The sequence below is a fragment of the Achromobacter anxifer genome, from assembly GCF_903652925.1.
In the GTDB taxonomy this organism is placed as follows: Bacteria; Pseudomonadota; Gammaproteobacteria; order Burkholderiales; family Burkholderiaceae_B; genus Achromobacter; species Achromobacter anxifer.
Window position 1 is genome coordinate 57685 of sequence record NZ_CAHLAR010000010.1, and the last position, 20335, is coordinate 78019.

The 20335-nt window shown below is 67.1% G+C and carries 21 protein-coding genes; 9 read left to right on the top strand and 12 right to left on the bottom strand.

Annotated features, from left to right (window positions below):
• Nucleotides 1-43 precede the first annotated feature (43 nt).
• A complete protein-coding gene (locus HWY37_RS26205; protein WP_175209412.1) occupies nucleotides 44-313 on the bottom strand; it encodes a hypothetical protein in 270 nt (89 codons plus the stop codon).
• Nucleotides 314-323: 10 nt separating this feature from the next.
• Entirely contained in the window at nucleotides 324-1097 is a 774-nt protein-coding gene (locus HWY37_RS26210) for an SDR family oxidoreductase (RefSeq protein ID WP_175209411.1), read from the bottom strand.
• Between the two features lie 146 nt (nucleotides 1098-1243).
• On the opposite strand from HWY37_RS26210, the gene HWY37_RS26215 reads away from it, so the two are divergent.
• Complete coding sequence (locus HWY37_RS26215; RefSeq protein WP_175209410.1) at nucleotides 1244-2152, top strand: LysR family transcriptional regulator; 909 nt, start codon at nucleotides 1244-1246, stop codon at nucleotides 2150-2152.
• 67 nt (nucleotides 2153-2219) lie between these two features.
• Here the strand turns inward: HWY37_RS26215 and HWY37_RS26220 are convergent, their stop codons facing one another.
• Nucleotides 2220-3638: an amidase gene (locus HWY37_RS26220; protein ID WP_175209409.1), complete on the bottom strand. Its 1419-nt coding sequence runs from the start codon at nucleotides 3636-3638 to the stop codon at nucleotides 2220-2222.
• A gap of 64 nt (nucleotides 3639-3702) precedes the next feature.
• Nucleotides 3703-4935: an amino acid ABC transporter substrate-binding protein gene (locus HWY37_RS26225; RefSeq protein WP_175209408.1), complete on the bottom strand. Its 1233-nt coding sequence runs from the start codon at nucleotides 4933-4935 to the stop codon at nucleotides 3703-3705.
• Nucleotides 4936-5096: 161 nt separating this feature from the next.
• Between HWY37_RS26225 and HWY37_RS26230 the strand changes: the two genes are divergently transcribed.
• The 5 genes from HWY37_RS26230 to HWY37_RS26250 all read left to right on the top strand — a co-directional run bounded on the left by HWY37_RS26230 (nucleotide 5097) and on the right by HWY37_RS26250 (nucleotide 9418).
• Entirely contained in the window at nucleotides 5097-5981 is an 885-nt protein-coding gene (locus HWY37_RS26230) for a LysR substrate-binding domain-containing protein (RefSeq protein WP_176090276.1), read from the top strand.
• Nucleotides 5982-6070: 89 nt separating this feature from the next.
• Nucleotides 6071-7063: a branched-chain amino acid ABC transporter permease gene (locus HWY37_RS26235; RefSeq protein WP_175209407.1), complete on the top strand. Its 993-nt coding sequence runs from the start codon at nucleotides 6071-6073 to the stop codon at nucleotides 7061-7063.
• 9 nt (nucleotides 7064-7072) lie between these two features.
• Nucleotides 7073-7954, top strand: a complete 882-nt coding sequence (locus HWY37_RS26240; RefSeq protein ID WP_175209406.1) for a branched-chain amino acid ABC transporter permease — start codon at nucleotides 7073-7075, stop codon at nucleotides 7952-7954.
• Between the two features lie 14 nt (nucleotides 7955-7968).
• Nucleotides 7969-8676, top strand: a complete 708-nt coding sequence (locus HWY37_RS26245) for an ABC transporter ATP-binding protein (protein WP_176090206.1) — start codon at nucleotides 7969-7971, stop codon at nucleotides 8674-8676.
• 1 nt (nucleotide 8677) lies between these two features.
• Nucleotides 8678-9418 (top strand): branched-chain amino acid ABC transporter ATP-binding protein, encoded by a 741-nt coding sequence (locus HWY37_RS26250; protein ID WP_175209404.1) that lies wholly within the window; start codon nucleotides 8678-8680, stop codon nucleotides 9416-9418.
• A gap of 7 nt (nucleotides 9419-9425) precedes the next feature.
• Here HWY37_RS26250 and HWY37_RS26255 read toward each other — a convergent pair whose 3' ends face one another.
• Both HWY37_RS26255 and vapC read right to left on the bottom strand, forming a co-directional pair.
• Nucleotides 9426-9899 (bottom strand): helix-turn-helix domain-containing protein, encoded by a 474-nt coding sequence (locus HWY37_RS26255; RefSeq protein ID WP_176090207.1) that lies wholly within the window; start codon nucleotides 9897-9899, stop codon nucleotides 9426-9428.
• A 109-nt stretch (nucleotides 9900-10008) separates the two neighbouring features.
• Nucleotides 10009-10419 (bottom strand): type II toxin-antitoxin system tRNA(fMet)-specific endonuclease VapC, encoded by a 411-nt coding sequence (gene vapC / locus HWY37_RS26260; RefSeq protein ID WP_175209402.1) that lies wholly within the window; start codon nucleotides 10417-10419, stop codon nucleotides 10009-10011.
• Between the two features lie 504 nt (nucleotides 10420-10923).
• Between vapC and HWY37_RS26265 the strand changes: the two genes are divergently transcribed.
• Nucleotides 10924-12117, top strand: a complete 1194-nt coding sequence (locus HWY37_RS26265) for a low temperature requirement protein A (protein WP_176090208.1) — start codon at nucleotides 10924-10926, stop codon at nucleotides 12115-12117.
• A 122-nt stretch (nucleotides 12118-12239) separates the two neighbouring features.
• Here the strand turns inward: HWY37_RS26265 and HWY37_RS26270 are convergent, their stop codons facing one another.
• From HWY37_RS26270 to HWY37_RS26295, 6 genes are all read right to left on the bottom strand, one after another.
• Entirely contained in the window at nucleotides 12240-13202 is a 963-nt protein-coding gene (locus HWY37_RS26270) for a Nudix family hydrolase (protein WP_175209400.1), read from the bottom strand.
• On the bottom strand, nucleotides 13195-14061 hold the full coding sequence (locus tag HWY37_RS26275; RefSeq protein WP_175209399.1) for an ATP-binding protein: 867 nt from the start codon (nucleotides 14059-14061) through the stop codon (nucleotides 13195-13197). The genes HWY37_RS26270 and HWY37_RS26275 overlap by 8 nt, the downstream gene beginning before the upstream one ends.
• Nucleotides 14062-14085: 24 nt before the next feature.
• The gene (argJ, locus tag HWY37_RS26280) at nucleotides 14086-15312 is read right to left on the bottom strand and encodes a bifunctional glutamate N-acetyltransferase/amino-acid acetyltransferase ArgJ (RefSeq protein ID WP_176090209.1); all 1227 of its coding nucleotides are present in this window, start codon (nucleotides 15310-15312) and stop codon (nucleotides 14086-14088) included.
• 100 nt (nucleotides 15313-15412) lie between these two features.
• On the bottom strand, nucleotides 15413-16435 hold the full coding sequence (locus HWY37_RS26285; protein ID WP_176090210.1) for a hypothetical protein: 1023 nt from the start codon (nucleotides 16433-16435) through the stop codon (nucleotides 15413-15415).
• Between the two features lie 50 nt (nucleotides 16436-16485).
• Nucleotides 16486-16980: a MarR family winged helix-turn-helix transcriptional regulator gene (locus HWY37_RS26290; RefSeq protein WP_176090211.1), complete on the bottom strand. Its 495-nt coding sequence runs from the start codon at nucleotides 16978-16980 to the stop codon at nucleotides 16486-16488.
• Nucleotides 16981-16991: 11 nt separating this feature from the next.
• Nucleotides 16992-17879 (bottom strand): alpha/beta hydrolase, encoded by an 888-nt coding sequence (locus HWY37_RS26295; RefSeq protein WP_175209395.1) that lies wholly within the window; start codon nucleotides 17877-17879, stop codon nucleotides 16992-16994.
• Between the two features lie 173 nt (nucleotides 17880-18052).
• On the opposite strand from HWY37_RS26295, the gene HWY37_RS26300 reads away from it, so the two are divergent.
• Both HWY37_RS26300 and HWY37_RS26305 read left to right on the top strand, forming a co-directional pair.
• The gene (locus HWY37_RS26300) at nucleotides 18053-19216 is read left to right on the top strand and encodes an ABC transporter substrate-binding protein (RefSeq protein WP_175209394.1); all 1164 of its coding nucleotides are present in this window, start codon (nucleotides 18053-18055) and stop codon (nucleotides 19214-19216) included.
• 197 nt (nucleotides 19217-19413) lie between these two features.
• A complete protein-coding gene (locus tag HWY37_RS26305; protein ID WP_013391329.1) occupies nucleotides 19414-20334 on the top strand; it encodes a branched-chain amino acid ABC transporter permease in 921 nt (306 codons plus the stop codon).
• The last annotated feature ends 1 nt before the right edge of the window (nucleotide 20335 follow it).

Here is a 20335-nt window from a genome sequence, read left to right on the forward strand (position 1 = left end):
TAGGCGCGCTGGCGCATCCTCGCGAAGGAGCGCCAGCGGCTTCTCAGCCGCGCGGCAGGAAGGCGACTACCAGCCAGGCCGCCGCCGCCGGCACCGCGAACACCAGCAGCAGGATCGGCAGTTCCTCGCGCACCGTGTAGCCGGCGCGCGTGACACCGACCCACATATTGACGACCGACATCAGCAGCCACGCGGGCAGGAACAGCTTGGCGGCGGCGATGGAGCCGGCCGTGTCGCCGCCCCATTGCTTGCCGAAGAGGGCGAACACGGCCAGCAGCAGCAGGCCTCCGACGATGGTCAACAACACGTGCATGGCGCCGCTCCTACTTGGTGGTGTAGCCGCCGTTGATCAGCACCGTCTGGCCGGTGATCCACCAGCCGTCCGACACCAGGAAGCGGATGAAGGGCACCACGTCCTCGATGTCGGTCAGCCCGGTCTTGGAGAACGGCGACAGCGCCGCCGCGGTCTTGTGGTACGCCACCGCGTCGGCGCCTTCGGCCGGATAGAAGAACGGCGTGTCCATGGGGCCGGGGCCCACCGCCGTCACGGAAATGCCGCGCGCGCCGTATTCCTTGGAGGCGGCGCGGGTGTAGTGCTCCACCGGCGCCTTGGTGCCCGCATAGGCCGCGTAGAAAGGCGTGTACGCGCCCAGCAGCGAAGTCACCAGCGTGCAGATCTTGCCGTTGTCGTTGACGTGGCGGCCGGCTTCCTTCAGGAAGAAGAAGGCGGACTTGGAATTCACCGCCGCCATCTCGTCGTATTCCGCTTCGGTGATTTCGGTGAAGGGCTTCTTCAGCACCTTGCCGACGGTGTTGATCGCGATGTCCGGTCGGCCCACCGCGGCCACCGCGTCGGCGAACAGCTTTTCCATCGCGCCGGCCGAGCTCAGGTCGGCCTGCAAGGCGATGCCCTGCGCGCCGGCCGCCTTGATGGCGGCAACCGTCGCGTCCGCGTCGGCCTTGGTGGCGGCGCTGTTGTAGTGCACCGCTACCGCACGTGCACCCTGTTGCGCCAGATCGCGCGCGATCAGTCCGCCCAGGTTCTTCGCGCCGCCCGCGATGATGACGGTTTTGCCTTTGATTCCGTGGTCTGCCATGGTCCTCTCCGCTATCGGGCCGCCGGATGCGAGCCCTAGTGCAGACGATGATATATTCCAAAAAATCCGCATAAAACAGCTATTTCTGGCTACTCTATCCAGAAATAACGAACAGTGAGGCTCGCCCTCGCAGAAGGCCCCGTTCCATGGACCGCATAGACCTGTTCCGGGTGTACGCCCGCGTCGTCGAGTGCGCGAACTTCTCGCGCGCGGCGGACACGCTGGGCCTGCCACGCTCCACCGTATCGGCCGCCGTGCAGGAGCTGGAGGGCCGGCTGGGGACGCGGCTGCTGAACCGCACCACGCGGCAGGTCGCGCCGACTCAGGAAGGCGCGGCCTTCTACGAACGCTGCCTGCGCCTGGTGGCGGACATGGAAGAAGCCGAGAACCTCTTTCGCCACGCGTCGGTGGGCCCCGGCGGCATGCTGCGCATCGACGTGCCGGGGCGCGTGGGCCGTCTGATCGTGGCCCCGGCGCTGCCGGCATTTCTTGAGGCCTATCCGCAGATCGACGTCACGCTGGGCGTGACGGATCGCGCCGTCAACCTGATCGAGGAAGGGGTGGATTGCGTGCTGCGGGTTGGCGTGCTGCCGGACTCGGGCCTGGTGGCCCGGCCGCTGGGCATGCTGCAGCTGATCAATGTGGCCAGTCCGGACTATCTGGCGCGCCATGGCGTGCCGGCGGCGCCGGAAGACCTGGCGGCGGGCCACGCTTGCGTGAACTACGCCTCGCCGTCGACCGGCAGGCTGGCGCCCTGGGAGTGGCTGGACGGCGGCGTGCCGCGCAGCGTGCAGTTGCGCGGGCGGGTTACCGTCAACAGCGCCGAAGCCTATATCGCCTGCTGCGTCGCCGGGCTGGGCCTGATCCAGATCCCCGCCTATGACGTGCAGCCGCAGATCGCCGCGGGCGAGCTGGTCGAGGTCATGCCGGAGTACCGGCCCGCGCCCATGCCCATGACCTTGCTCTATCCGCAGCGGCGGCCGCCGTCGCGACGGGTGCAGGTGTTTGGCGACTGGCTGGAAGCGCTGCTGCAGCCAGTCTGCGGCATGCGCTGAGGGCAGGAAAAAAGGCCGGCCGTCGCGCTGACGGGCCGGCCTGGCCGGGACCAGCTCTCTATAAGAACTACAGCTGGATCGCCGACAGGTCCGGGCGCCGCAGGTGCCAGTCGGTCGCGCCCTGGAAGGCCATGCCGATGCGGCCCAGCGCGTCTTCACCGTTGGGCTTGCCCAGCAGCTGCACGCCGATGGGCAGGCCGTCCGCGGTGAAGCCGGCGGGCAGTGCCAGCCCCGAGGCGTTGACGTAATTGCCGGGCCGGGTGAATGCCGCCAGCGGCGTGGCGGCCTCGTCCACTTCCTCCAGCGGGCAGGCGGCAAACGGCAGGCAGGGCGCCAGGACCGCGTCGAAGTCGCGCATCCAGTCCTGCCAGGCCGCGCAGGCGCGGGCATGGGCTTGCAGCGCCAGCACGTAGTCGGCGGCGCCGGTGTGCTTGCCGCCGAGCACGCGGGCGCGCACGTAGCGGCCCAGCGGCAGGCTGTCGTCCTCGATGTAGTCGCGATGCTGGGCATAGGCTTCGGCCGCGATGATCAGGCCGTTGCGCAGCATCATGTCGTGGAAGTCGAAGGGGAAGGGCGCTTCCACGAATTCCGCGCCCAGGTCCGCCAGCGCGCGCTGCGTGTCGTCCAGGGCACCCTGTACCGCCGCGTCGATGGCGATGGGGTACTGCGCCTGCGGCATGACGGCGATGCGAGTGCCGGCAAGGGGTTTCGCGCCCGCGCGCAGCTCGCGGTAGCGGTAAGCGGGGATGCCGCGCGTCACGGGATCGCGTGCGTCGGGCCCGGACATGGCAGCGGTCAGCAGCAGCGCATCGCGGGTGTCGCGGGTCAGCGGGCCGATGGAGTCCAGCGTGTGCGACAGCGCCACCGCGCCGTACAGGCTGATGAGACCGCGCGTGGTCTTCAGGCCGGTGATGCCGTTGAGCGCGGCGGGGATGCGCACCGAGCCGCCGGTGTCAGAACCCAGCGCGGCGGGCGCCAAGCCTGCGGCCACCGCCACGCCCGAGCCGCTGGACGAACCGCCGGGGATGCGGGCGCGCACCAGATCCCAGGGATTGCGCGGCGTGCCCATGACGGGGTTGGTGCCCCAGCCGCCGAAGGCGAACTCGACCATGTGGGTCTTGCCCAGTACCACCATGCCGGCGTCGATCAGGCGGGTCACGGCGGTGGCGGTGGTCTCGCTGCGGCGCTCGCGCCAGGCTTGGGAGCCTGCCGTGGTGACCTGGCCTTCGATGTCGCACAGATCCTTGACGGCCACGGGCAGGCCGTCGAGCGGGCCGAGCAGGCCGTAGCCCGCGCGGCGGCGCGCGTCGGCGGCTTCGGCCAGGCGCAGCGCGCCCGCGTGGTCGACGCTGACGTAGGCGCCCAGCGCCGGGTTGGCGCGGTCGATGCGGTCCAGGTAGTGCCGCGCCAGCTCCACCGAGCTGTAGCGGCCGTCGGCCAGGCCCTGCGCAAGTTCGCCGAGCGTGGCAAATGCAATGTCAGACATGTTTTCCTCGGGTGATGTCAGCGCGGCGCGCGGGCTGCCGCGCGCCGCCTTCCTGCCTGCGCGATCAGCGCTTGTTCCAGTCGGGGGCGGGGTACACCGGCTTTTGCGTGGCCACGTCGGCCGGCCAGACCGGGACCATGCCCTTGCCCGGCAGCAGTTGCACCACGGGGAAAGGCATCAAGAGCTGCTTGCCCGTTTCGTCGATGGCGTAGGGGCCCGCCATGACGGTGAGCTTGCCGGACAGGTCCAGCGAGGCCTTCTTCAGCGCGGCGGCGTCGGTGTTGCCGGCTTGCTTGACGATTTCCTCGGTCAACGCGCCTGCGCCGTAGGCCAGCGCGGTCTGGAAGTCGGGCGGGAACTCGGCCTTGGGGAAGCGCTGGTCATAGGCGGCGGCGAACTGCTCGCGCGTCATGCCGGCGTTGACCTTCCAGTTGATCGCGGGGTGGTAGTTGGTGTGGCTGTAGATGTAGTTGGAATCCGCGCCGATGGCCTGGAATTGCGGGGTCGACGCATACACCATGAAGACATACGGGAAGTTGATGTCCAGCTGCTTCATCTGGCGCGTCATGCTGATCAGGTCGCCCTCGTACGAGGTCGGCACCAGCGCTTCGGCGCCGGCCGCGCGGGCCTTTTGCAGGATGGTGCTGAAGTCCTTCTGGCCCTTGGGGTACTTCTCGAACAGCACGACCTGCATGCCGTTCTTGGTGGCCTGTTCCTTGCCGCCTTCGGCCAGGCCCGCCGGGAACGGCTCGTCCGAATACAGGATGGCGACCTTCTTCACGCCCTGGTTGGCGGCCAGCTCCATGTTGGCGCGCAGCATCGCCGACACGGGCATCTGCGTGCCCGACACCATGTTCTTGAAGCCCTGCTTGTACAGGTCGTCGCTGGCGGCGGACCAGACCATCATGTACTTGCCCAGGCGCTCGGTGACGGTGGCGGCCGCGGCGGTCAGGGTAGAGCCGAAGGGCGCGAACACCAGATCCACTTTTTCATCGACAATCAGGCGTTCGTAAACGCGCGTCACCATCTGCTTGTCGCTGCGGTCGTCCAGCTTGACCAGTTCGACCGGGTACTTCTTGCCTTTGACTTCGATGCCGCCGCGGCGGTTGACGTCGTCGACCCACAGTTCGACGCCGCGCACGCCCGACTGCGAGGCCAGCGCGAAACTGCCGGTGGACGACACAGTCATGCCGACCCGGATCTTGTCCGAAGTCTGGGCGGCGCCCAGGGCAGGGGTCAGGGCGGCGACGGCAAGGGCCAGCGCCGGTAAGCGGAACAGCCAGGGTTTAGCGTGCATGGGAGGTCTCCTATCGTTTTTGGTATGCGGCCCCGCGTGCCGTGGCGGACCAGCGGACATGGGCCAGGTGCTGGGCAATGTTTGCTCAACACGCGAGATAGCGTATAACAAATAGGCATGGAGCGCACGCCTTGAATAAATTGAATTACCGACAGACTGAAATGCTGTGGGCCATCGTCATGGCCGGATCGATCAGCGGCGCCGCCCGGTTGCTGAATATTTCCCAGCCGGCGGTCAGCCGGATGCTGGCCCACACCGAAAAGGCAATGGGCGTGACGCTCTTCGAGCGGGTCCGCGGCAAGCTCCGGCCGACCTCGCAAGTGCAGAGCCTGTTTGAGGAAATCGAGAAAACCCAGCGCATGATGCAGCGCGTCAACGACCTGGCCGACGCGCTGGCGGAACACGGCACCGGGGTGTTGCGGCTGGCGTCCATTCCGAGCCTGGCCCAGTTCCTGGTGCCGCGCGCCGTGGCGCGCTTCCAACAGCGCCATCCGGAGCTGCTGCTGCGGCTGAACACGACCGCGCTGCCCACGCTGATCACTGATGTGCTGCAGGGCGAAGCCGAGCTGGGGCTGGTGGTGATGCAGGCCGATCACCCCTTTTTGACCTCGCAGCCGCTGCACGTGGGGCGCATGGTGGCCGCCATTCCCAAGGCGCATCCGCTGGCGGGGCGCGCCGAGGTAAGCCTGGCCGACCTGTCGCCGCATCCGCACATCGTGGTGGGCACGCGCATGCCCTTCGGCATGCTGGTGCTGGGCGCCTTCGAGCAGGCCGGCCTGCCGTGCCGCATGTGCGCCGACGTGCCCTGGAGCCAGCTGGCCTGCGCCCTGGTGAATGCCGGGGTGGGCATCGCCATCGTCGACGAATTCACCGTCATGCAGAACACCATGCCGGACGTGGTCATCGTGCCGCTGGCAGAGCGCATTCCGCTGAACATCTCGGCCGTCTACGCCAGCAACCGCGAGCCCTCGCCCATTGCGCTGGAGTTCATCAAGGAGCTGCGCGGGGTGCTCGCGGAGGCCTTTCCAGTCCAAAATAAGGGTTAGTCCTTAACTTGCAGTTATGGTTTGAACTGGTCATAATCGCCTCCAAATAAAGCGGCCGCCCAACCCGGAAGCGGCCCGGAGGAAGACATATGAGCAGCAGTCCCGTCCTGGCGGCGGGCGCCGCCTCGCATCGCGCGCAGGATCAGCGCGCCTTGCGGTTGCGCACCCGCATCGCCGTCATCGTCTTTGCCGCCCTGGCCGCGGGCCTGGCCCTGATCCCCATGGCCACGTCGAACATCTCGTTCGCGTTCTACCTGATGCTGTGGATCACCATGGCCAGCGCCATGAACATCTGCGTCGGCTTCACGGGCTACCTGCCGTTCGGCTATGTGGTGTTCTATGGGGTGGGCTCGTACGCCACCGGCATCTGCTACAAGATCCTGGGCTGGCCCATCCTGCCATCGCTGCTGGCGGCGGGCGGCGTGGGCGTGGCGATCGCGCTGCTGCTGGCGCCCACGCTGCGCCTGCGCGGGGTGTACTTCGGCATCGTCAGCCTGGCGCTGGCCACCATCGTCAAGCTGGTGATCTCCAACCTGCCGCAGTCCTTCACGGGCGGCAGCATGGGCATCATCCTGTCCAACGCGAACAATCCCACGCACAGCTACTACGCCATGCTGGCCGTGATGGGCGCCACCCTGGCCACCGTCACCTGGCTGTCGGTGTCCAGCCTGGGCCGCGCGCTCAAGGCCATCCGCGACGACGACGGCGCGGCCGCCTGCGTCGGCATCCACGTGCCCAACACCCGGCTCAAGGCCTGGCTGCTGGCGGCGCTGTTCCCGGCGCTGGCCGGCGGCATCGAGGCCTGGTACACCAACGTGGTGGATCCGGAATACGCCTTCCACGTGCTGATCACCGCCAAGAGCATCATCTACGCGATGGCGGGCGGCTTCGGCACCATCCTCGGGCCGGTCGTCGGCACGCTGGCGCTGCTGGGCATCGACCACGTGATCTGGCAGAAATTCCCGGTGGTGAACCTGCTGCTGCTGGGCCTGATCATCGTGCTGCTGATGCTGTTCCTGCCGCGCGGGATCGTCGGCAGCCTGATCAAACGCAAGCCGCAACTGCGCCGCTACATCGCCTGAGGAACCGCCATGACCGGACTGATTATCCAAGGGCTGATCAACGGCCTGATCCTGGGCGCCATCTACGGCCTGATCGGCGTGGGGCTGAACGTGATCTTCGGCGTGCTGCGCGTGGTCAACTTCGCGCACGGCGAATTCCTGGTGCTGGGCGCGTACTTCGCCTTCTACCTGATGGAGTACGCCGGCATCAACCCGCTGGTGGCGCTGCCGCTGGCGTTCGCCGCCTTCTTCCTGGCGGGCTATCTGCTGTATTTCGTGCTGATTCCGCGCCTGTCCAAGGCGGACGACCCCGAGATCAGCTCGCTGCTGCTGATGTTCGGCGTGTCCATCATGCTGGGCGCCATCATGCTGCTGGTGTTCGACGCCGACGCGCGCTCGCTGCCGTATGAAGTCGAGCCCGTGTTCCTGAAGTTCGGCCCGGTGCTGATCCCGACCGTGCGCCTCCTGGCGCTGGTCATCGCGCTGGCCATCATCGGCGCGCTGACGGCGTTCCTGTACCGCAGCCAGCTGGGCAAGGCGCTGCGCGCCATCATCATGAACCGCGACGCGGTGCGCATCGTGGGCATCAACGCGGAACGGCTGTCGGCCGTGGCCTTCGGGCTGGGCATCGGCCTGGCCGCCGCCAGCGGCGTGCTGGTGGCGATGGTGTTCCCCTCGTTCTCGCCGTTCATGGGCAACGACTACACCCTGATCGGCTTCATCGTCATCGTGCTGGGCGGCCTGGGCCATCCGGTGGGGGCGCTGGTGGGCGCGCTGTTGTTCGGCGTCACGGAGCAGGTGTCGGTGGTGTTCTTCAATCCTTCCATCGCCACCATCTGCGGCTTCACGCTCATGGTCGCCACCATCTTCATCCGTCCCAGCGGCCTGTTCGGCCGCCAGGCCTTGCGCTGAAAGGAGCCTGACACATGTTGAAAGTCAGCAATCTCAAGAAGCGCTTCGGCGGGCTGGTGGCCTTGCAGGGCGTGGACCTGGACGTGCCGCGCGGTTCGATCCTGGGCGTCATCGGCATGAACGGGTCGGGCAAGACCACCATGCTCAACTGCATCAACGGCATCTACACGCCGGACGAGGGCCGCATCGAACTCGACGGCCAGAACATCGCCGGCCGGCAGATCCATGAAGTCGCCCGGCTGGGCGTGGGCCGAACCTTCCAGGTGCCGCGCATCTTCCGCCAGCTGACCCTGCTGGACAACCTGGAAGTCGCGCAGCAGCAGACCGGCCGCAGCGCCGACGAGCGCTATGCGCAATCCGAGTACTGGCTGCACAAGGTGGAACTGCACCGGCTGCGGCACAACTACGCGGAGGAGCTGTCCGGCGGGCAGCAGAAGCTGGTGGAGCTGGCGCGCATCATGGTGGCGCGCCCCAAGGTGGTGCTGCTGGACGAACCCTTCGCCGGCGTCAATCCGGCGCTGGCGCAGCTGCTGATCTCGGTCATCCGCGAACTGCCAGGTGAGCACGACTGCTCGGTGGTGCTGGTGTCGCACGACCTGACCTCGATCTACCAGCTGTCCCACCACATCATCGTCATGAACGAAGGCGCCATCCTCAGCCAGGGCAACGCCGAGCAAGTGCGCGCCGACCCGCGCGTGGTCGAAGCCTATCTGGGAGCCTGACATGAGCACGTCGATACTCGCGCTGGAAGACGTGACCGTGGCCTACCACGGCGACATCACCATCCTGAACCACGTCAACATCCAGGCGCGCGCGGGCAAGGTGACGGGCGTCATCGGCCCCAACGGCGCCGGCAAGTCCACGGTGTTGAAGACCATGTTCGGCTTCCTGCCGCCGCGCACCGGCCGCATCACGCTGCGCGGCGCCGACATCAGCGCGCAGCCTTCGCACGAGCGCGCGCGCCATGGCGTGGCCTTCGTGCCGCAGCACCGCAGCCTGTTCGGCGAATTGTCGGTGCACGACAATCTGCTGCTGGGCTGCTGGCCGTTCCGCAAGGACAAGACGCGCGTGCGCCAGCGCATCGATTCGGTCTATGACCGCTTCCCGATCCTGGCGCAGAAGCGCGACGACCCGGTTTCCAGCATGAGCGGCGGGCAGCAGCGCTTCGTCGAGTTCGGCCGGGCCTTGCTGATCGAGCCCTCCGTCATCCTGCTGGACGAGCCCACCGCCATGCTGGCGCCCAAGATCTCCAAGGAGATCTATACGCTGATCCGCGGCTTTGCCGACGAAGGCATGACGGTGGTGTTGGTGGACCAGAACGTGCGCCGCTGCGCGGAGGTGTCCGACTATATGTATATCCTGGAATTGGGCCGCAACAAGGCCGAGGGCGGACGCGAAGCCTTCGACGACGGCGGCGGCCTGCGCGAGATGGTCGCGTCCTGGATGGATTACAAGATCGATTGACCGCGGGTCAAAGCGGCCGTCCCAGCCGCTTTTCGACCTGGCGCTTTTCCCATTGGGGACCGAACAGCCGGTATGGCGCGTAGACCCGGACGGCATGCGCCGCCAGGGCCAGCCCCAGGCCCAGCATCGCCCAGTATGACCACATGCGGTGGGGCGAGGTCAGCAGGTTGATTGCGTACAGCGCCACAGCGATCAGCGCGTACCGCAGGCAGGCCACATAGAAGCCGCGCAAGGCGCGCACGTGGGCAAAGGCTTCCTGTTCCGCCTCTTCGGCGGCCGTCATCGTCGTATCCATTTCCGTTTTCTCCGGGTTCAGGGTGGAAAAATCGACTTCAAAGACCGAGGCAATGGACTTGAGCGTTTCCACGCTCGCGGGTTGGCCCGCTTCGATGCGCTGGATGGTCCTGGCGCTCAAGCCGCTGGCCTGGGCCAGCTGCTGCTGGGACCATCCGCGCTTGAGGCGCAGCTTTTGAATCAACATGGTTCGATTCCCATTGGTTCGGAGTCACCAAGGTAGCCCAAAGGGTGGCGCAGCGATACGACAGGGGCACGACACGGGCACGACAGCGGGGCGACGGGCGCGCTTTGGATCAGTGTTTCAGCGTCCAGTCATCCAGCCGCAGCCCGGGCACGCGGGAAAATTCACGGGTGTTGTTGGTAACAAGTACCAGGCCGCGCGAACGGGTGTGGCCGGCGATCATGGCGTCGTAGGGGCCGATGGGCGTTCCGGCGCGCGCCAGTTCCGCGCGAAGCTGACCGGAATCCGCTGCCGCGTCGTGGTCATAGTCGAGCACTTCCAGGCGTTTCAGGAAGCCGTCGACCACGGCGTGATTGCGCGTGGGGGTGGCGGACTTTTCAGCGCCGTAGGCGAGCTCCATGGCGGTGATCGCGCTGATGCATAGCTGGCCCTGCCGTCGGTTGAAGGCTTGCTGCACTGCGTCCGGCTTGTTCTTGATGGTGAAGATGCAGGTGTTCGTGTCGAGCACGAACTTCAGGGGCATGGGAGGCCTCCTGCTCTGGCCACGGGCTGATCGCGGTCGTTGAGAAAGTCGGCCGTGACCGATTCGCCTGCGAACCAGGCGTCCCAGGAACTATCGGCGGGCGTCGGGGCTGGCCGTTGATTGAAGGCAGCGCCATGTCGCGGCGTCGGACTGACGAGCCGGGCGGTGGCTTTTCGCAGGCCCTCGTCGATGCCATGACGTGCTTTGTAGTAAGGCGCTTTGTAGGCGGATCTTGATTTCATCGTGCTCTCCTCAACAGGAATATGACGCCAGGTTTTATAGCGCGCCCGGTAATGCCTGCCTATGACGGCTTACCGCAGGGCGCTACCAGCCTGGTTCGGCTTGGGCCGGGTTTCGCGCTGTTGCGGGCGGTGGTCGGACCCGGCAGATCTGTTCGCGTGGCGCCGCCGCCACGCCCGTCCGGCTTTGCATTCCTTGACGCTCCGGCGCTGTGTGCCTTGCGCTAATCTGGCTGCGCCACCATCACCTGGCGGGGCCCATGCCATGACCTTTCTTGCTAGCGCCAACCTGCTGCGCCGCCGCGACGGGCACGAAGCCCGCGTCACCTATGTCGAGCTGTTCTTCGACCTGGTGTACGTTTTCGCGGTCACCCAGATATCCCATGGCCTGCTGCACGACCTGACCCTGATGGGCGCGCTGCACTCGCTGGTGCTGTGGTTCGCCGTCTGGCTGGGCTGGCAGTACACCTGCTGGGTCACCAACTGGTTCGACCCCGACGCCGTGCCCATGCGCGTCATGCTGTTCGCGGTGATGCTGGCCGGCCTGGTCTTCGGCGCGGCGCTGCCCGGCGCCTTCGGCGCCAGCGGGCTGGTGTTCGCCGTCAGCTATGCGCTGATCCAGGTGGGCCGCACGCTGTTCATCGTGCTGCACCTGGGAAGCGCCCATCCGCTGGCGCCGAACTTCCGCCGCATGCTGGCCTGGCTGTGCGTGTCGGCGGTCTTGTGGATCGCGGGCGGGCTGGCCCAGGACGGCACGCGCTTGGCTCTATGGGCGCTGGCGGTGGCCTGCGAATACCTGTCGCCCATGATCGGTTTCCGTTTTCCCGGCCTGGGCCGTTCCAGCACGCGTGAATGGACCATCGAGGGCGGCCACCTGGCCGAGCGTTGCCAGCTGTTCGTGATCGTGGCGCTGGGCGAAACCCTGCTCATCAGTGGCGCCACGCTGGCCGATCTGGAGCGCTGGGACGCGCCCGCGCTGATCGCCTTGCTGGCGGCCTTCCTGGGCACGGCCGCCATGTGGTGGGTGTACTTCGACACCAGCAGCCGCGACGGCAGCGAAGCCATCGTGCATTCCGACGATCCGGGCCGTATCGGCGCGTGGTTTCACTACGTGCACGTCATCCTGATTGCCGGCGTGATCGTGTCGGCCGTGGCCAACGAATTGGTCATCCTGCATCCGGACGGGCGCATCGCCATGCCGGCGGCTGCGGCGCTGATCGGCGGCCCGGCGCTATACCTGGCGGGCAACGGCATCTACAAGACGGTGGTCTATGGCCGCTTTCCGCTGTCGCACTTGGCGGGGCTGGTGTTGCTGGCCGTGCTGGCGCCCGTCGCCTTTGTGACCGACAACCTCATGGTGGGCGGTTTGACCACGCTGATCATGATCCTGGTGGCGGCCTGGGAAAGCGTGTCGCGGCGCAAGGCGCATGCCGGCGTTCCGCAAGGGATCGCGGAATAGCGTCGATCCGGTAAGGGCGGGGCCAGGGGGCTGCCCCTGCCCGGGAGAGGGTGGATGCGCCAGCCAAGCAGGCTGGCAAGCAGTCAGACGGCCGGCGGCTTTCAGCAAGCGCGCCGCGCCGTTCAGATCAGCCCGCGTATTCCCGCGATGCCATGCGCGCCGTGGCGCAACGCCTGCGACACGGTCTGGGTGGACTGGCCGCCCAGCGCGAACACCGGAATGCCGGCGTCGCGGTTACCTGCCACGAAGCCTTCCCAGCCCAGCGTCGGGGCGCCGGGGTGGCTGGGGGTGTCCAGCACTGGGCCCAGCACCGCGAAGTCGGCGCCGATTTCGCGCGCATGGACGACCTGGGCGTTGTCGTGGGCGGACACGCCGACCAGCGCGCCGGCCGGCAATTCGGGGCGGCCCGTCAGCTTGGCGGCATCGGCCGTGCGCAGATGCACGCCGTCCGCCTCGCGCCACCAGGCGGCGGGATGGACGCTGTTGACCAGCAGCCGGGCGCCCGCGGCGCGGCAGCGCTTGTGCACCTGTTGCAGCACTTCATGCAGCGAAGGCGCGGCCACGCCGTCCGGCCATTGCGGCTCGCGCAGCTGCACCAGCTTCACGCCGCGCGCCAGCGCCGCTTCCAGCCTGCCCAGGAAGGCGGCCACGCCGGCCCGCGAACCCACGGAGCTGATGCCGTAGGAGGTGGGCAGTTGCAGCCAGCGCAGCGGGGGCAGGGTGGCGGGCAGCAGGTCGCCCACCGAGGCTGCCTGCGCGGGGTCGACCCATTCCAGGCGCTGGTTTTCCAGGCTGCGCGGCTCGCCTTCCCAGCCGGTGACGTGGCAGAACGCCAGGCGCACCGTGGTGTGGGGATAGGCGTGCACATAGGTGACCCAGGGGCGCGACTGCGTGACGCGGATGCCGATTTCTTCCTGCAATTCGCGCGCCAGGGCTTGCAGCACCGTTTCGCCGGGTTCGAGCTTGCCGCCGGGCAGCTCCCACCAGCCGGCCCAGGGCTTGCCTTCGGGGCGTTGCCCCAGCAGCAGCATGCCGTCCGGACGCAGGATCAGGCCGGCGGCGACGTCGACGATCTTTTCAGACATGGCGGGCCGCCCAATCGCGCGCGAACTGATAAGCCACGCGGCCGGAACGCGAGCCGCGCTCGATGGTCCATTGCAGCGCCTCGGTGCGCGACGGTTCGATCTGCGCTTCCGGGCAGCCCAGCTCGCGCAGCCAGTGGTAGACGATGTCCAGGTAGTCGTCCTGCTTGAAGGGGTAGAACGACAGCCACAGGCCGAAGCGCTCGGACAGCGAGATCTTTTCCTCGACGGTTTCGCCGGGATGGATTTCGCCGTCGGGCTGGTGCTTGGCCGCCAGGTTCTCGCTCATGTATTCCGGCATCAGGTGGCGCCGGTTGGACGTGGCGTAGATCAGCACGTTGTCGCCCGAAGCCGAGACCGAACCGTCCAGCACCGACTTCAGCGCCTTGTAGCCGGCTTCGCCTTCCTCGAACGACAGGTCGTCGCAGAACACGATGTAGCGTTCGGGACGGGCGGCGACCAGCTCGACGATGTCGGCCAGGTCGCCCAGATCCGATTTGTCCACTTCGATCAGGCGCAGTCCGCGGTCGCCATAGGCGGCCAGCATGGCCTTGACCAGCGAGCTCTTGCCGGTGCCTCGGGCGCCGGTCATGAGCACGTTGTTGGCCGGCTTCTTTTCCAGGAACTGCCGGGTGTTGCGGTCGATGATGCCCTTCTGGCGCTCGATGTGCTGAAGGTCCTCCATGTCGATGCGCGCTACGTGGCGCACGGCGTCCAGCCAGCCGCGGGCGCCGCGCTTGCGCCAGCGGTAGGCGTGGGCGGTCCAGTCGATCTCGGGCATGGGGGGCGGAAGCCAGGCTTCCAACTGCGCCAGCACGCGCTCGGCGCGCTGGATGAGGGTGGAAAACTCGGTTGCGGTCACGTCTGAATTCCCGGAAGTTTCGGATCAGGAGCGGTAGTCGGCGTTGATCGACACGTATTCGTGCGAGAAGTCGCAGGTGTAGACCGTGTCGCTGACCTGGCCGCGGCCCAGCGCGATGCGCACCTGGATCTCGGCCTGCTTCATCACGCGCTGGCCGTCGGCTTCCTGGTAGGCGGGGTTGCGGCCGCCGTCCTTGGCCACCAGCACGTCGTCCAGCCACAGGCGGATGTTGGACACGTCCAGGTCGTCGATGCCGGCGTAGCCGACCGCGGCCAGGATGCGGCCCAGATTGGGGTCCGAGGCGAAGAAGGCGGTCTTGACCAGCGGCGAATGGGCCACCGCGTACGCCACCTTGAGCGCTTCATCGGTGGTGCCGGCCTCTTCCACGCGGATGGTCATGAACTTGGTGGCGCCTTCGGCGTCGCGCACGATCTTGGTCGCCAGTTCCAGCGCCGCGGCCGTCAGGGCTGCGCGCACGGCGGCGTAGGCCGGATCGGATTCGGCATTCACTTCGACGCCCGACTTGCCGGTGGCGGCGATGATGAAGGAGTCGTTGGTGGACGTGTCGCCGTCAACCGTGATGCGGTTGAACGAAGCGTCGGCGATCTCGCCGGCCAGCTTGGACAGCAGCGGCTGGGCGATGCCGGCGTCGGTGGCCAGGAAGCTCAGCATGGTAGCCATGTTGGGCCGGATCATGCCGGCGCCCTTGCTGATGCCGGTGAAGGTGACGGTCTTGCCGTCGATCTGGACCTTGGTCGAAGAGATCTTCGGCAGGGTGTCGGTGGTCATGATGCCGTGGGCGGCGCTGAACCAGTGGTCGGCGCCCAGGTTGGCGATGGCGGCGGGCAGGCCGGCGACCAGGCGGTCCAGCGGCAGCGGTTCCAGGATGACGCCGGTGGAGAAGGGCAGGACTTCGGCGGCGGGCACGCCCAGCAGCTTGCCCAGCGCGGCGCAGGTGTCCTTGGCCTTTTGCAGGCCTTCCTCGCCGGTGCCGGCGTTGGCATTGCCGGTATTAATGACCAGGGCGCTGATCGGGCCGCCGGCGGCCAGATGGGCCTGGCAGACCTGCACGGGCGCGGCGCAGAAGCGGTTGCGCGTGAACACGCCCGCGACGCTGGTGCCGGGGGCGAAGCGGAATACGGTCAGATCGCGTCGGTTGGCCTTGCGGATGCCGGCCTCGGTGACGCCGATTTCAACGCCGGCAACAGGAAAAATTTCGGACTCGGAGGGGATCTGCAGGTTAACGGCCATGACTTCGTCTCATGAAATGAGCAGGACGGAATCGCCGCCAGGCGAGGCGGCGCGCGGGGGAAAGCTTTGTATTATCCCACCGGTTTGGGACAGCGGCAGGTCAGGGGCCGATCCGCATGTCCGCGACGTCCAGCACGCCGGCCTCGCGGTTGCCGAGCACGCTGCGCACGGCGCCGTCCGGGGCCTGCAGCACGGACTTCCCTGCCGGCACGTCTTCGCCGCCAGCGCGGCGCGCCGAACGGCCGCGCGACGGCGAGAACAGCAGGTCGCCCGGCTGGGCGCCCGGCAGGCGCGGGTTGGCCGCCAGCACCCGGGTGCCGGGCGGATAGGTCATGTCGCCCAACACGGTTTCGCGCGCCAGCAGGCCTTCGAAGCCCAGCATGCGGCGCTGGCCGTCCAGCTGCATGTCCACTTTCAGCAGGGGCATGCGGGCCACGTCCAGCGCCTCGCTGCCGTCGGTGCGCAGCAGCCAGCGCGGCGCGTCGGTGGCGGCGCCGTTGTTCAGGACTTTCAGCCAGGCGCCCGGCGGGACGGGCTGCTGGTCCAGGGTGTTGCCGATGGCCAGGTGGCAGCTGGCAAAGCGCGGGTGTCCGTCGCGCAGCACGAATTCAAGCCGGTGTCCGTGCGCGCACAGCCAGCCCTCCTGGGCCTGGTCGCGCGCGATTTCTACAGACAGGGTTTCCGCCTGCTTGCTGCTGGCGGGATAGCGGAAGATGCGCGTGGCCGACAGGCCCTGGATCGAGAGGGGCTGGGTCTCGGGAAAGACAGCCAGGTCGAACGAAGCGAGATCGCCCGGGACGGCAAGGCTGAGCACGGTGCCGGCCGGCATGTCCACGCCGGACAGCTGGGTGGCCTGGGCCAGCACGGTCTTGCGCTCGGCGTCGGCCTCGGCGTTTTGCCGGGCCGAGAACCACAGGCTGAATTGTTGATAGGGGAAGATCGCGCCGATGATCGCCAGGAAGGCCATCAGGATGGCGCCGCCGCGCCGGTGGTCGGCCAGCCATTCCCGGGCGCTGCGGGTGGTGGCCAGCACGGCCAGCCAGGTCAGCAGCGTGGCCAGGCAGGCCAGCGACGCAGCCATCAGCACGTAGAAATTACCGCCAGGGAGGGAAACCGGAATCATGGCGGCAATTATGCGCCAATCCGCAAGCGGACAAGGGCGCTTGCGGAGGGTCAGGCCTTGGCGGATTCCGAGCGGGTGGCCACTACTTGCAGCTTCAATTCGCCCAGCGCCTGGAACAGCGCATTGCGGGTGCTTTCGGGCAGGTCGCCGAACATGGACTTGACCCAGGACTCGTGGGCGCGGGCCATGCGGGCGAAGCTCTTCTTGCCCAGCGGCGTGAGCTTGATGAGCGAACTGCGGCGGTCGGATTCGACCTTGGTGCGCACCACCAGGCCTTCCTTTTCCAGCTGGTCGGTGATGCCGGTGATGTTGCCGTTGGTGACCATCATGTGGCGCGACAGTTCGCCCATCTTCATGCCCTTGGGCGCGCGCTGCAATTGCGCCATCAGGTCGAAGCGCGGCAGGGTGGTGTCGAATTCATTGCGCAGGCGGCTGCGGATCTCGCTTTCGACGAGATTGGCGCAGGTCAGCATGCGCAGCCACAGGCGCAGCGCGTGGTGGTCGTCGGGCGCGGCGCGGGATTCCAGGTCGGGAGTGTCGGTCATGGCTGTGGAAATTACCGGGAATGAGGGGCGGGCGCCAGACCCATTTGATCGAAGATCGCGCGGGTCAGCGGGCTGCTGGGATCGTTGAGCGTCAGCACGATGTCGTAATGGTTCGTGCCGGGCATGGGCACATATTGCCCGGGAAAGTCGCGCTCGCGCCAGGCGGCAAGATAATCGTCGCTCTGGCGCTTGAATTCGGCGGTCTCGCTTTCGCCGTAGCTGACAATGAGCGGACAGCCCGTCTGCGGCAGGCGCAGCGCCGGGCTGTTGCGGATGGCGTCGGCTTCGCTCATGCGCATCCATTCATTGATATGGGTGTGCACCAGCGGGCGCAGGTCGAACAGGCCGGACAGCGGCGCGGCGCCGCGGACCACGTCGGGCGGCACTTCATAGCTGGCATGCCAGCCTCCCGCCAGCAACGCGCCCACCAGATGCCCGCCGGCCGAGCTGCCGCAGACATGGATGCGCGCGGGATCGCCGCCGTATTCGGCGATGTGGCGGTGTATCCAGGCCAGCGCGCGCCGGTTCTGGTCCACGATGCGGTCCAGCGTGACGGCGGGCGCAAGCGAATAATTGACGGAGACCACCACGGCGCCGGCTTGCGTGAACGCGGGCGCCATGCTGCTGGAATCGTCCTTGGACAGCAGGCGCCAGTAGCCGCCGTGGATGAAGACGAACACCGGCGCGTTGCGCGCGCCCGTGGCCGCGGGAAAGATGTCGAGCAGTTCGTCGGCGTGGTCGCCGAAGGGCACGTCCAGCGCGCAGGCCAGCGACTGCCGCGCCGCGGCGCTCTCGTCGGCGTATTTCTTGAGTATCGGGTGGATGTCGGGTACTGTCGCGCGAGCGTTGTACTGGACATCCAGCGCGGCGCGATCATAGTTTCGGTAGAGGGTAACCATGGCGGTAGCTTATTAGTAAAAACCCTTTGGTAAAAACCCTAGACTTGTTTTGCCGAATACTTTAAACCTAAACTATGAAGCACGCCAGCCTTGGCTGTGCCGCAAGAAGTCTTTCGAATCGCGATTTTAAAAAGAACACCCTCTGCGCGGGCTCGCGCACGGAGCACACCACCATGCGTTTGATCACTTCCCTTCTGGCTGCCGCCGCCCTGGTGCCGGCCCTGGCCAGCGCCGACACGATCAAGGTCGGCATCGCCAACGACATCTCCGGCCCGTTCTCCGCCCTGGGCGCCGAAGCCCGCGACGGTTTCAACCTGGCCATCAAGCAGCTGGGCAGCAAGCTGGGCGGACAGCCCGCCGAATTCGTGCAGACCGACATGGGCGGCAACCCCGACCAGGCCCGCCAGCTGGTCACGCGCTACATCCAGCGCGACAAGGTCGATTTCTTCACCGGCCCCATCGGCTCGAACGTGGCGCTGGCCGTGGGCCCCGCGCTGTTCGCGGCCAAGGTGCCGTACCTGTCGAACAACCCCGGCCCCAGCCAGTTCGCCGGCGCGCAGTGCAATCCGTACTGGTTCGGCACGTCCTACCAGAACGACGCCTTCCATGAAGCGGCCGGCAAGGTCGCGGCGGACCGCGGCTTCAAGAAGATGTTCATCATGGCCCCGGACTATCCGGCCGGCAAGGATGCTCTCAACGGCTTCAAGCGCGGCTACAAGACCGCTCCGGGCGACGAGGTCTACACCAAGCTCGGCCAGATCGACTACGCCGCCGAGCTGGCGCAGATCCGCGCCGCCAAGCCTGACGCCGTCTATATCTTCCTGCCGGGCGGCATGGGCATCAACTTCGTCAAGCAGTTCGTCTCGACCGGCCTGGCGCAAAGCGTCAAGCTGATCGGCCCGGGCTTCTCCGCCGACGAGGATGTGATCCAGGCCGTGGGCGAACCCATGCTGGGCATGTACAACACGGCGCAGTGGGCGCATGACCTGGACGTGCCGCAGAACAAGACCTTCGTCGAAGCCTTCCGCAAGGAATACAACGGCCGCTATCCCTCGGTGTATGCCGCCCAGGCCTACGACGTGATCATGGCCATGGACGCCGCCGTCAAGCAGGCCGGCGGCAAGGCCTCCGACCGCGAAGCCATCGTGCGCGCGCTGGAAAAAGCCGACTACCCCTCGGTGCGCGGCAGCTTCACCTACGGCAAGAACCACTACCCCATCCAGTCCTATTACCTGCGCGTCGTCGACAAGGACGGCAGCGGTCGCATCACCAACAAGCTGGTGGGCAAGGTGTTCGACAAGTACCAGGACGTGTACGTCGGCGAGTGCAAGTTGTAGACCACCCCCGAAGCGCTGCGCGCTTCCCCCTCAAGGGGGCATGCCTGCGGACCGGCGGAGCCGGATCCGCGGCATCTGGATCGGGTGCACCTCTGCACGTGCGGCGCTGGGTGCGCCAGCGCGATGCGCAAACAGATGGCTTTAGTGATTAAGCCGCGAGCCAGGCCATCGGCACTTCGCGGCAGGGGGAAGTTTTCATGACGTTTACGCTGATCGTCGAGCAATTGCTGAACGGTCTGCAGTTTGGGTTGATGTTGTTTCTGATCGCGGCCGGGCTGACCCTGGTGTTCGGCATCATGGACATCATGAATCTGGCTCACGGCTCGCTCTACATGGCCGGCGCCTATGTCGCCGCCGAAACCATGCAGCGCACAGGTTCATTCACCGCCGCCGTCCTGGTGGCGGCCGTCGCCACCGGCATCGTCGGCGTGGTGCTGGAACTGACGCTGATCCGCCGCCTGGCGCTGCGCGACCACCTGGCCCAGGTGCTGGGCACCTACGCCGTCATTCTTATCGCCAACGATCTGGTCAAGATGATCTGGGGGCCTGCCCCGGTCATGCTGAACATGCCGGCCGCGCTGTCCGGCCCGGTCCGGCTGCTGCCCGATCTGCTCTATCCCGCCTACCGCCTGATGATCATCGTGTTCGGCGTGGCCGCCGCCGCGGGCCTGTACTGGTTCGTGACGCGCACCCGCGCGGGCGTGCTGGTGCGGGCGGGCGCGTCCAACCGCCAGATGGCCACGCTGATGGGCGTGCGCGTGCCGCTGCTGTTCCTGGGCGTGTTCGTGCTGGGCGCCATGCTGGCCGCGGTGGCCGGCGCCTTGCTCGGCCCGATCACCTCGGTGCAGGTGGGCATGGGCGAGGAAATCCTGATCCTGGTGCTGGTATGCATCGTCATCGGCGGCATCGGCTCGATCCGCGGCGCCTTCGTCGGCGCGCTGCTGGTGGGCATGGTCGACACCGCCGGGCGGGCCTTCCTGCCCATGCTGCTGCGCCAGGTCTTTTCCCCGGCGGTGGCTTCCAGCGTCGGACCGACGCTGGCCGCCATCGCCATCTATGTATTGATGGCGGCAGTGCTGGTGTTCCGGCCCTCCGGCCTGTTTCCGGCGCGGGGTTGAG

Bases quoted from the DNA above. Each gene is read 5' to 3' on its own strand.
- HWY37_RS26205 (WP_175209412.1), bottom strand. From the start codon at position 313: ATGCACGTGTTGTTGACCATCGTCGGAGGCCTGCTGCTGCTGGCCGTG.
- HWY37_RS26210 (WP_175209411.1), bottom strand. From the start codon at position 1,097: ATGGCAGACCACGGAATCAAAGGCAAAACCGTCATCATCGCGGGCGGC.
- HWY37_RS26215 (WP_175209410.1), top strand. From the start codon at position 1,244: ATGGACCGCATAGACCTGTTCCGGGTGTACGCCCGCGTCGTCGAGTGC.
- HWY37_RS26220 (WP_175209409.1), bottom strand. From the start codon at position 3,638: ATGTCTGACATTGCATTTGCCACGCTCGGCGAACTTGCGCAGGGCCTG.
- HWY37_RS26225 (WP_175209408.1), bottom strand. From the start codon at position 4,935: ATGCACGCTAAACCCTGGCTGTTCCGCTTACCGGCGCTGGCCCTTGCC.
- HWY37_RS26230 (WP_176090276.1), top strand. From the start codon at position 5,097: ATGCTGTGGGCCATCGTCATGGCCGGATCGATCAGCGGCGCCGCCCGG.
- HWY37_RS26235 (WP_175209407.1), top strand. From the start codon at position 6,071: ATGAGCAGCAGTCCCGTCCTGGCGGCGGGCGCCGCCTCGCATCGCGCG.
- HWY37_RS26240 (WP_175209406.1), top strand. From the start codon at position 7,073: ATGACCGGACTGATTATCCAAGGGCTGATCAACGGCCTGATCCTGGGC.
- HWY37_RS26245 (WP_176090206.1), top strand. From the start codon at position 7,969: ATGTTGAAAGTCAGCAATCTCAAGAAGCGCTTCGGCGGGCTGGTGGCC.
- HWY37_RS26250 (WP_175209404.1), top strand. From the start codon at position 8,678: ATGAGCACGTCGATACTCGCGCTGGAAGACGTGACCGTGGCCTACCAC.
- HWY37_RS26255 (WP_176090207.1), bottom strand. From the start codon at position 9,899: ATGTTGATTCAAAAGCTGCGCCTCAAGCGCGGATGGTCCCAGCAGCAG.
- vapC (WP_175209402.1), bottom strand. From the start codon at position 10,419: ATGCCCCTGAAGTTCGTGCTCGACACGAACACCTGCATCTTCACCATC.
- HWY37_RS26265 (WP_176090208.1), top strand. From the start codon at position 10,924: ATGACCTTTCTTGCTAGCGCCAACCTGCTGCGCCGCCGCGACGGGCAC.
- HWY37_RS26270 (WP_175209400.1), bottom strand. From the start codon at position 13,202: ATGTCTGAAAAGATCGTCGACGTCGCCGCCGGCCTGATCCTGCGTCCG.
- argJ (WP_176090209.1), bottom strand. From the start codon at position 15,312: ATGGCCGTTAACCTGCAGATCCCCTCCGAGTCCGAAATTTTTCCTGTT.
- HWY37_RS26285 (WP_176090210.1), bottom strand. From the start codon at position 16,435: ATGATTCCGGTTTCCCTCCCTGGCGGTAATTTCTACGTGCTGATGGCT.
- HWY37_RS26290 (WP_176090211.1), bottom strand. From the start codon at position 16,980: ATGACCGACACTCCCGACCTGGAATCCCGCGCCGCGCCCGACGACCAC.
- HWY37_RS26295 (WP_175209395.1), bottom strand. From the start codon at position 17,879: ATGGTTACCCTCTACCGAAACTATGATCGCGCCGCGCTGGATGTCCAG.
- HWY37_RS26300 (WP_175209394.1), top strand. From the start codon at position 18,053: ATGCGTTTGATCACTTCCCTTCTGGCTGCCGCCGCCCTGGTGCCGGCC.
- HWY37_RS26305 (WP_013391329.1), top strand. From the start codon at position 19,414: ATGACGTTTACGCTGATCGTCGAGCAATTGCTGAACGGTCTGCAGTTT.